Raw genomic sequence first — 11,379 nt, forward strand, 5'->3', positions numbered from 1 at the left:
CCTGACTGAGATGGCAATGACAAAATCGCGCTCCAAAAAAGCTCTGTTAATTGGCCTGCCACTGGCCGTCGCCCTCACCGCGGGCGCTGGGTGGCTGGCGTGGGAACAGTGGTTCGCCAACCCCGGCTACCCGATAAAACTCATGCAGCAGGCCGAAGAACTGCAAGACCGCCTGCTCTCCTTCGACAGCCACATCACCGTGCCCCTGGATTTTGGCAGCGCCGGCAATGAAGCCGACAAGGATGGCAGCGGCCAGTTCGACCTGGTCAAGGCCAATCGCGGACCTCTCTCGGGGGCTGCGCTGGGCGTGTTTGGCTGGCCGGAAATCTGGAACGGCCCGAATGCCCCTCACCGCCCTACGGCAGGGTTTGTCGACGAAGCCCGCAAGGAACAGGAAATACGCTACAAGATCATCACCGGCATGGTGCGCGACTTCCCCAACCAGGTCGGGATCGCCTACACGCCGGACGACTACCGGCGCCTGCACGGTGAAGGCAAGTTTGCCGTGTTCATCAACCTGTCCAATGCCTACCCCCTGGGCAACGACCTGAGCCTGCTGGATCTTTGGGCCGCCCGTGGCATGCGTATGTTCGGCTTCAGTTATGTGGGCAACAACGACTGGGCCGACTCCTCGCGCCCGCTGCCGTTCTTCAATGACACGCCCGACGCCTTGGGCGGGTTGTCGGGGATCGGCAAGCAAGCGGTGCAGCGCCTGAACGACCTCGGCGTGATCATCGATGTGTCGCAGATGTCATCCCTCGCGCTGGAACAAGTGGCACAACTGAGCCGCACTCCCATGGTTGCCTCGCACTCGGCCCCCAGGGCGCTGGTGGACATTCCGGTAAACCTCAGCGACAAGGAGCTGCAACTGATCAAGAACAGCGGCGGCGTGGTGCAGATCGTCGCCTTCTCGCCGTACCTGCGACCGCTGAGCCAGCCTACCCAGAACAAACTCAACAAACTGCGCGCGCGCTTCGACCTGCCCCCACTGCCCAACCTGGCCATGGCGCTGATGCCGGGCGACGCGGTGATCACCGTCTGGCCGGAGCAGCGTTTCGGCGAGTACGCCAGCGCTCTCTACGCCATCCTCGATGAAGAGCCCAAGGCCGACCTCAAGGACCTGGGCAATGCCATCGACTACGCCGTGAAAAAAATCGGCATCGACCATGTGGGTATCAGCTCGGACTTCAACGACGGCGGCGGCATCAAGGGCTGGAAGGATGTCACCGAAATTCGCAACGTCACCGCCGAACTGCTGCAGCGGGGTTACTCCGAAGCGGACATCGCCAAGCTGTGGGGCGGCAACTTTCTGCGCGTCTGGGACCAGGTGCAACGCGCCGCCAAACCTGACGCCCCTGTCACTCAACAGAATTGAAGCCATGGCCGACCGTAGAACCTTTCTCAAACAAGCAGGCGTCCTCGCGGCCAGCCTGCCGATCGGCTTCAAGCTTGGCGAAGCGCTGGCCAACACCCCGCCGCCAGCAGCTTCCGGCGACAAGTGGGTGCAACTGCGCCAACTGTTCAACCAGGACCCGGCCTACATCCACTTCTCCAACTTCCTGATCACCTCCCACCCCAAACCGGTACGCGAGGCCATCGAGGCCCATCGCGACCGGCTGGACCGCAACCCCGGCCTGGCGATGGATTGGGACCTGGGCGAAACCGTCAAGCGCGAGGATGAAGTGCGACGCTGGGCCGGCCGCTACCTGGGGGCCCAACCTGGCCAGATCGCCCTCACCGGCAGCACCACCGAAGGCCTGGGCATCATCTACAGCGGCGTGCACGTACGCCCCGACCAGGAAATCCTGACCACCGAACACGAACACTATTCGACCCACAACATACTGCAGTACCGCACCCTCAAGCAGGGCACATCGGTGCGCAAGATCCGCCTGTTCAACGATCCCCATACGCTGTCCACCGACGAAGTGCTGGGCAACATCGACCAGGCCATTCGTCCCAAAACACGGGTTCTGGGCATGACGTGGGTGCATTCAAGCAGCGGAGTGAAACTGCCCATCAGCGACATCGGCAGCCTGGTGCAGCATCACAACCGCAACCGCGATGACCAGGACCGGATCATTTACTGCGTCGACGGCGTGCACGGCCTAGGCATCGAGGACCTCAGCTTCCCCGAGATGAACTGCGACTACTTCATCGCCGGCACCCACAAATGGCTGTTCGGCCCCCGGGGCACGGGCATTATTTGCGCCCACAGCGAGCAGGTCAAAGACCTCACTCCCACGCTGCCAACCTTTTCCGAGACCACCGATTTCGCCAACACCCTGACACCCGGCGGCTATCACGCCTTCGAGCATCGCTGGGCACTGGACAAGGCCTTCGAACTGCACCTGCAACTGGGCAAGGCCGATGTGCAGGCCCGCGTGCATCAACTCAACAGCTACCTGAAGGAGCGCCTGCTGGCGCTGCCCAACATCGACATGGTGACCCCCACCAGCCCCGACCACTCCGCCGGTTTCAGCTTTTTCCGGCTCAAGGGCCAGGACAGCGATGAAGTCGCCGCCTACCTCATGGCCAATCGTGTGGTGGCAGACGCTGTGGAGCGTGACGTGGGCCCGGTCATCCGTACCGCCCCGGGGCTGCTCAATACCGAGGACGAAGTCGATCGCGTGATTGCCCTGCTGGGCAAACGGCACTGACGAGCCCCCCCTATTTTTTGGCTTATCGATAGAGAGCACCATGACCCCTGTATCTGCTGCCGCACCCAAGCATCTGCGCCCATTGATCAGCGCCCTGGCCCTCACCGCCCTGGCCGCCTGTGCGCTCCCCGCCACGGCGATGGCCGCTGCCGCCCTGCCACCGGGCAAGGTATTCAAGGACTGCAAGGACTGCCCCGAGATGGTCGTGCTGCCTACCGGCACGTTCATCATGGGTACCCCCGAGGACGAACTGGGCCGCCAACCCGACGAAGGCCCGCAACACCCGGTGACCTTTGCCCACCCCGTGGCGATCAGCCGCTTCCAGGTGCTGTCCGGCGAATGGGACGCCTATATCCGCTCCAGCGGCTACGTGATGCCCGACGGCGATACCCGCCCCGGCCGCGAATGCAAGGCCGGCAAACCACGCTACCCCATGGGGCCCAAACAACCGGCGGTGTGCATGGACTACGCCGAAGCCGAAGCCTACGTGGCCTGGCTGTCGAAAAAGACCGGCAAGCACTACCGACTGGTAAGCGAAGCGTTGCGTGAATATGCGGTACGCGGTGGCAGCACCGGGCCCTTCCCGTTCCCGTTCGACGAGGGCTCGGAATACGGCATTTCCAAGCACGCCAATACCTACGGCCCGACGGACGGTTTTACCTACACCTCGCCTGCCGGCAGCTTCGCGCCCAACGCCTTTGGTGTGTATGACGGCCACGGCAACGTCTACGAATGGGTGGCCGACTGTGAGAACGACAGCTATGTCGGCGCCCCGAGCGATGGCAGCGCATGGATGACCGGGCAATGCCAGTACCGGCAGATCCGTGGTAACGACTGGACCGAAGCACCGATTTTCTCGCGCTCCGGCAATCGCAATAACCTGGACCCGGCCGACCGTGGCGACTGGCTGGGATTTCGTGTCGCGCGGGATCTCTGACCCACCGTAATAAAGCTAAATCCCGCCCCACTCGAAACGTCTCCTACAAAAGCCCGCCAGCGATCAAATCGATCGCCGGGCCTCCACTCGCCCTTAGCACGTAGCCACGTCGCGACCGAGGTAGTTTCATGACTGCAAAACCGCGTAGCGCCCTTCGCGAACTCTTGAGCCTGCTCAAGCCCTATCGCTACACCGTCATTCTGTCGATCCTGTTCGGGATTCTCGCAGGCCTGGGCGTCACCGCGCTGCTGGCCACGGTCAACCAGGGCCTGCACAGCGAGTCCGGCCTTACCGCTTCGGTGGTGCTGGCGTTTGCCGGTCTGTGTGTACTCGCCCTGCTCAGCAGCATTGCCGCCGACATCGGCAGCAACTTTGTCGGGCAAAAAGTGATTGCCAAGCTGCGCAAGGACCTCGGGGCCAAGGTGTTGTCAGCGCCGATCGAGCAGATCGAACGCTACCGCAGCCACCGCCTGATTCCGGTACTGACCCACGACGTCGACACCATCAGCGATTTTGCCTTCGCCTTCGCCCCACTGGCGATCTCCATCACCGTCATCCTGGGGTGCCTGGGCTACCTGGCAAGCCTCTCGCTGCCGATCTTCGTCATGACCCTGCTGGCCATCGGGATCGGCTCGGCCATTCAGTTCATCGCACAAAGCAAAGGCATCAAGGGTTTCTACGCCGCGCGGGACGCTGAAGACAACCTGCAAAAACACTACTCGGCCATCGCCGAAGGCGCCAAGGAGCTGCGCATCCATCGCAAGCGCCGTCACGCCATGCTGACCCACCACATCCAGGCCACCGCCGATCACATCTGCGACACCCACGTGCGCTCGATCAATATTTTCGTGATTGCCAAAAGCCTGGGCTCGATGCTGTTCTTCGTGGTCATCGGCCTGGCGCTGACCCTGCAATCGTTCTGGCCCAGCAGCAACCCGGCCATGATGAGCGGCTTTGTCCTGGTACTGCTCTATATGAAAGGCCCGCTGGAAAACCTGATCGCCAACCTGCCGATCATCAGCCGCGCGCAAATCGCCTTCCGCCGCATTGCCGACCTGTCCGAGCGCTTCTCCTCGCCGGAGCCGCACCTGCTGCTCGACGCTGACGAGAGCCGCACACCGCCCATGAACAACCTGGAACTGCGCGACGTGCAATACGCCTTCCCACCCGTCGAAGGCAGCGAACCGTTCAAGCTGGGCCCGGTCAATCTGACCATCGAGCCCGGGGAAATCCTGTTTATCGTCGGTGAAAACGGCTGCGGCAAGACCACCCTGATCAAATTGCTGCTGGGCCTGTACACCCCGCAACAGGGTGAGATCCGCCTCAACGGCGCCACGGTCGACGCTCTTGGCCTGGACGATTACCGGCAGATGTTCACCACCATTTTTGCCGACTACTACCTGTTCGACGAACTGGTGCAAAGCGATAAAGCACTGCCGGACGATGCCAACCAATACCTGGAACGCATGGAGATCGCCCACAAGGTCAGCATCCGTGACGGCGCGTTCACCACCACCGACCTGTCCACCGGGCAGCGCAAGCGCCTGGCCTTGATCAATGCCTGGCTGGATGAACGGCCGGTGCTGGTCTTCGACGAATGGGCGGCCGACCAGGACCCGACCTTCCGCCGCGTGTTCTATACCGAACTGCTGCCGGACCTCAAGCGCCTGGGCAAAACCATCATCGTGATCTCCCACGACGACCGTTACTTCGACGTCGCCGACCAGTTGGTGCGCATGGAAGCCGGACGCGTCATCACCGAAAAAGCGTTCGCCTGATCCCCCTCCGGCGAGCACCCTGCCGCTCGCCGCCTGCCCTCAAGTCCCCGCCCACACCTAAATCTCGTCGGCCACGCTTCGTCTTTCTGACAACGCATATTTACGCAGCCGATGGCGACGAGACCGAACATGAACCCACTGAATCAACTCCCCGACGACGACCTGCTGGCTTTGTTGATGGCCGACGACGTCGGTTCAGAGCATTCCATCAAGGCTCACACCCATCGCGGCCCCACGCCCCTGTCCTTCGCCCAGCAACGCCTGTGGTTCCTGCAACAGCTGGCGCCCGACAGCAGCGCCTACAACCAGCCCAACGCCCTGCGCCTGCGCGGCCCGTTGAATACACCCGCGCTGGGCACTGCCTTGCAACAGATCATCGACCGGCACGATGTGCTGAAAACCGCATTCCAAACCATCGACGATGAACCCCGGCAAGTGGTGGACACACAAGCCCGGATTCACCTGCAGGAAGAGGACCTGTCGGGCCTGGCGCCCGAATCACGTAGCGCCGCCGTGGCGGATCGCCTTGCCACCGAGGCCGGTACACCGTTTGACCTGGACCGTGCCCCGCTGATTCGCGCCACCCTGATCACACTCGAGCACGACGACCATATCCTGCTGTTGAACATGCACCACATCGTCTCGGACGCCTGGTCCAATCCGATCCTGATGCACGACCTGACACAGGCCTACCAACGCGCCTGCCTGGGCGATACCACCCCGCTGGCGCGGCCTTCCATCCAGTACGCCGACTACGCACACTGGCAGCGCGAAGAATACCCGCACACCCCCGTGCACCAGCGTGCTGACGACTATTGGGCGGATTACCTGGGACACGAGATTCCCACGCTGAACCTGCCCACCGACCTGCCCCGCTGTGCCGAGCAACAGCACCGCGCCGGCAATCTTCACCTGCCATTGCCCCAAGCCCTGTGCCAACAGCTACAGGATTTCTGCCAGCAACAGGACTTGACGCCGTTTATCGTGCTGCTGGGTGCCTGGCAATTGCTGCTCAGCCGCTACAGCGGTCAGCAGGATTTCACCGTCGGCGTTCCGAATGCCAGCCGCAATCAGAGCGAGACCCAGGACCTGGTGGGGTTCTTCGTCAGCAGCCAGATCTACCGCACGCAACTCACCGACAGCCTCACCACAGGTGAGTTTCTCCAGGCACTGCGCCAGCAATCCCGGGCGGCCATGGAACATGCCGACTACCCGATTGAACTGATCATCGAGCGTCTGCAACTGCAACGCAGCACCCAGGCCAATCCGCTGTTCCAGACCCTGTTCAACTGGCGTGTGAGCCAGGACCAGCCAGGTGCGCTGAAGCTCGGTGAGCTGACTCTGGAGTTGCTGCCGGTGGCGCAACATGAGGCCAAGTTCGACCTGTCGATGGACGTGGACTACTCGCCACGGCACATCACGGCGAACATCGAATACAGCACCGCGCTGTTCAGCCTGGCAACGATTGAACGCCTGGGCCAGCATTGGCTGAGTTTGTTGCAGAGTCTCATGCAAGGCCCACAGCAGCGGCTGGCCGAACTGGCCATGCTGGACCGCGCCGAGCAGCAACAGATCGTCAGCGCATGGAACAACACCCGCACCCAGTACCCGCTGGACCACAGCGTGCAACAGTTGATCGAGGCCCAGGTGGCCGCCACGCCAGAGGTACCAGCCCTGGTCTTTGGCGAACACCAACTGAGCTATCGCCAGCTCAACCAGCACGCCAACCAGCTCGCCCACAAACTGATCGAACTGGGCGTCGGCCCGGATGGGCTGGTGGGCATTGCCACCGAACGCAGCCTGGAAATGGTCATCGGCCTGCTGGCCGTGCTCAAGGCCGGGGGCGCCTACGTACCGCTGGACCCGGAATACCCGCAGGACCGCCTGAGCTACATGATTGAAGACAGCGGCATTGGCCTGCTGTTGACCCAGCAGCACCTGCTTGCGCAGTTGCCGATTCCGGCTACGCTGCCGACGTTGGCGCTGGATCAACTGGACGTCAGCGGTTATGCCGAGGTCAATCCTGAGGTTGCCGTCGAGGGCGAAAACCTCGCCTACGTCATCTACACCTCCGGCTCCACCGGCAAGCCCAAAGGCGCCGGCAACCGCCATTCGGCGCTGACCAACCGCCTGTGCTGGATGCAACAGGCCTACGCATTGACCGATGCCGATACCGTGCTGCAAAAAACCCCGTTCAGCTTCGACGTGTCGGTGTGGGAGTTTTTCTGGCCGCTGATGACCGGTGCTCGTCTGGCCGTCGCCGGGCCTGGCGACCATCGCGATCCGGCCACACTGGTGAGCCTGATCCAGCGCTACCAGGTCAGCACCCTGCACTTCGTGCCGTCGATGCTGCAGGTGTTTTTGCTGGATGAAAACGTTGCCCGATGCACCAGCCTTACGCGCATCGTCTGCAGCGGCGAAGCCCTGCCCGTGGACGCGCAACAACAGGTATTCGCCAAGCTGCCGAACGCCGGCCTGTTCAACCTCTACGGCCCCACCGAGGCCGCCATCGACGTGACCCACTGGACCTGCCGCGAAGAAGGCAAGGCCAGCGTGCCGATCGGCCAGCCGATCGCCAACCTCACCACCTACATCCTCGATGCCGAACTGCAGCCGGTACCGGCCGGGGTCATCGGCGAGTTGTACCTGGGCGGCGAAGGCCTGGCCCGGGGTTACCACCGCCGCCCGGCCCTCACCGCCGAGCGCTTCATGACCAGCCCGTTTGGTGACGGCCAACGTCTGTATCGCACCGGCGACCTGGCCAGTTATCGCACCGACGGCGTGATCGAATACCGCGGCCGTATCGACCACCAGGTAAAAATCCGCGGCCTGCGCATCGAGCTGGGGGAAATCGAAACCCGCCTGATGGAACTGGACTGCGTGCGCGAAGCCGTGGTGATCGCGGCTGATGGGCAGTTGGTCGCCTATGCAGTGCCGACCGAAGCCCGTGACGCCGGTGAACTGCGCAGCGAAATCAGGCAACGCCTGGGCGAACACTTGCCTGATTACATGGTGCCCGCCCAACTGATCTTCCTCGATCAATTGCCCCTGAGCCCGAACGGCAAACTGGACCGCAAGGCCCTGCCAAAACCCGATGCAAGCCTGCTGCAAAAAGCCTACGTGGCACCACAAAGCCCGTTGGAGCAGCAAATCGCAGCGATCTGGCAAGACGTGCTCAAGCGCGAAACCGTCGGCCTGCACGACGACTTCTTTGAGCTGGGCGGCCATTCACTACTGGCCACCCAGGTCGTCTCCCGGGTACGTCATGCCCTCAACACCAATGTGCCCCTGCGCAACCTGTTCGAGAGCAGCACCTTACACGCGTTCGTCGCTACCCTGGAGCAGCAACCGGCCCGCCAAGAGCCGCCGTTGGTAAGGGGCGAGCGTGATCAGCCGCTGCGGTTGTCCTACGCTCAGGAACGCCAGTGGTTCCTCTGGCAACTGGATCCCCAGAGCACCGCTTATCACATCCCGGCGGCCTTGCGCCTGCGGGGCAACCTGGACACACAGGCGCTGCAACGCTGCTTTGACCGGCTGATTGCCCGCCATGAAAGCCTGCGCACCTCGTTCATCCAGGACGGCGATCGCACCCTCCAACGAATTGCCACTCACACCCACTTGGCAATCACCGTCGAGTCGCGGCCGGGGGCCGACGAGCAGGCGATCCAGGCGTGTGTCGAACACGAAATCCAGCAGTTGTTCGATCTGCAGCACGGCCCGTTGTTACGGGTCAAACTGCTGAAACTGGCGGATGACGATCACGTCCTGATCATCACCCAGCACCATATCGTCTCCGACGGCTGGTCGATCAACGTGATGATCCAGGAGTTGATTGCCCTGTACACAGGCTTCAGCCAGCAACAGGACGTCAGCCTGCCAGACCTGCCCGTGCAGTACGCCGACTATGGCGTGTGGCAACGCCAGTGGATGGAAGCCGGGGAGCGCGAGCGCCAACTGACCTACTGGACGGGGCAATTGGGCGATGAGCAGACAGTACTGGAACTGCCCACCGACCACACTCGGCCGTCCGAGCAAAGCTATCGTGGGGCCCAGCTGGAACTGGCGTTGGGCAGCGAGCTGAATCAGTCACTCAAACAATTGGCCCAGCAGCAAGGCGTGACGCTGTTCATGCTGTTGCTGGCCTCGTTCCAGACCCTGTTGCATCGCTACAGCGGGCAAACCGATATCCGTGTCGGCGTGCCGATTGCCAACCGCAACCGCGTGGAAACCGAAGGGCTGATCGGATTTTTCGTCAACACCCAGGTGCTGCGCGCAGAGCTCAACAGCCAGTCCCGGTTTGTCGAGGTGCTGCAACAGGTCAAGCATCATGCCTTGCATGCCCAGGCCCACCAGGACCTGCCCTTCGAACAACTGGTGGAGGCGCTGCAACCGGAACGCAGCCTCAGCCATAGCCCGCTGTTCCAGGTGATGTACAACCATGCCAGCGTGCAGCCTCAAAACAGCGTCACACTTCCCGGCCTGAGCCTTGAAGTACTGGAAGGCACGCTGCCCAGCACTCAGTTCGACCTCTCCCTGGATACCACCGAGTCTGCCGATGGGCTGCTTGCAACCCTCACCTATGCCATCGACCTGTTTGAAGCCCGGACCATCCAGCGCCTCGCCGGGCATTGGCAAAACCTGCTGCAGTCCATCGTTCGCAATCCGCAGCAACGCCTGGGTGAACTGGAGATGCTGGGCCGTGAAGAACGGCACCTGATGCTCCATGAGTGGAGCAGCGCCCGCTTTGATTACCCGAGCGAACAGCGGGTCCATCAGCTGTTTGAAGCCCAGGTCGCGAAGCAACCTTGCGCACCGGCCTTGCTCTTCGAAGACCGCCAGTTGAGCTACGCCGAACTCAACACCCGGGCCAATCGCCTGGCCCGGCATCTGGTGAGCCTGGGCGTCGGCCCCGACGTGCTGGTGGGGATCGCCGTGGAGCGCGGCCTGGACATGATCATCGGCCTATTGGCGGTGCTCAAGGCCGGCGGCGGTTATGTGCCGCTGGACCCGGAATACCCCCAGGATCGCCTGCTGTGCATGGTCGAAGACAGCGGCACCCGGCTGATACTGACCCAGAGCCATTTACGTGAACGACTGGCGATTCCCGCCTATGTCGAACACCTGTGCCTGGACCACGAGCAGGCCTGGATCGACCTGGACGACAGCAACCTGCTCAACCGCGCCCACGCCGAGAACCTCGCGTATGTGATGTTCACCTCGGGCTCCACCGGGCGGCCAAAAGGCGTGGGCATCAACCAGTCTTCGCTGACTCGGCATGCCTATGTGTCCCTGGAGTTTTTCAACCTCAACGGTGCCGACCGCATCCTGCAGTTCTCCACTTTCAACTTCGACGGCTTCGTCGAGCAGCTTTACCCGGCGCTGATCTGTGGCGCCTCGGTGGTGCTGCGCGGCACCGAGATCTGGGACACCGAGACCTTCTACCGCGAACTGATCCGGCACCAGATCAGCGTGGTCGACCTGACCACCGCCTACTGGAACCTGCTGGCCAAGGACTTCGCCGTGGCCGGCCCGCGGGATTACGGGCGCCTCAAGCAAGTGCATGCCGGCGGTGAAGCCATGCCGCCCGAAGGCCTTGCCGCGTGGGGCCAGGCTGGCCTTGGCCACGTCAAGTTGCTCAACACCTACGGCCCCACCGAAGCCACCGTCACCGTCACCGCGCTCGACTGCACCGACTACGTGACCGGCGCACGCCCCACGCCGTTGACCATGCCCATCGGCAAGGTCTTGGCCGGGCGCAGCATCTACCTGCTGGACGACAGCGGCGCCCCGGCCCCAATAGGTGTGGTAGGTGAACTGGTGATCGGCGGCGAGTTGCTGGCCCGTGGGTATTTCAATCGCCCGGACCTGACCGCCGAACGCTTCATGCCCGATCCGTTCAGCCAAAGTGGCGGCCGGCTGTACCGCACCGGCGACCTGGCGCGCTACAACGCTGACGGGGTGATCGAGTACGTGGGGCGGATCGACCATCAGGTGAAGATTCGCG

Annotated in this window: 4 protein-coding genes and 2 pseudogenes; all 6 read left to right on the forward strand. The window is 62.7% G+C overall.

From position 1 onward, the window contains the following. The first annotated feature begins 16 nt into the window (after positions 1–16). A complete protein-coding gene (pvdM, locus tag JFV30_RS18635) occupies positions 17–1,375 on the forward strand; it encodes a pyoverdine-tailoring dipeptidase-like protein PvdM (protein ID WP_201124869.1) in 1,359 nt (452 codons plus the stop codon). A gap of 4 nt (positions 1,376–1,379) precedes the next feature. After that, a complete protein-coding gene (gene pvdN, locus JFV30_RS18640) occupies positions 1,380–2,660 on the forward strand; it encodes a pyoverdine-tailoring periplasmic protein PvdN (protein ID WP_010166713.1) in 1,281 nt (426 codons plus the stop codon). A 40-nt stretch (positions 2,661–2,700) separates the two neighbouring features. Then, a complete protein-coding gene (gene pvdO, locus JFV30_RS18645) occupies positions 2,701–3,597 on the forward strand; it encodes a dihydropyoverdine dehydrogenase (RefSeq protein WP_010166712.1) in 897 nt (298 codons plus the stop codon). 128 nt (positions 3,598–3,725) lie between these two features. Beyond that, positions 3,726–5,375, forward strand: a complete 1,650-nt coding sequence (locus tag JFV30_RS18650; protein WP_201124870.1) for a cyclic peptide export ABC transporter — start codon at positions 3,726–3,728, stop codon at positions 5,373–5,375. Between the two features lie 177 nt (positions 5,376–5,552). After that, positions 5,553–8,399: pseudogene (locus JFV30_RS33290) on the forward strand (amino acid adenylation domain-containing protein); the annotation flags it as partial. Next, positions 8,385–11,339, forward strand: a pseudogene (locus JFV30_RS33295) (amino acid adenylation domain-containing protein); the annotation flags it as partial. The pseudogenes JFV30_RS33290 and JFV30_RS33295, both read left to right, overlap by 15 nt. Positions 11,340–11,379: the final 40 nt, after the last annotated feature.

The organism is Pseudomonas sp. TH32, from assembly GCF_016650855.1.
Taxonomy (GTDB): domain Bacteria; phylum Pseudomonadota; class Gammaproteobacteria; order Pseudomonadales; family Pseudomonadaceae; genus Aquipseudomonas.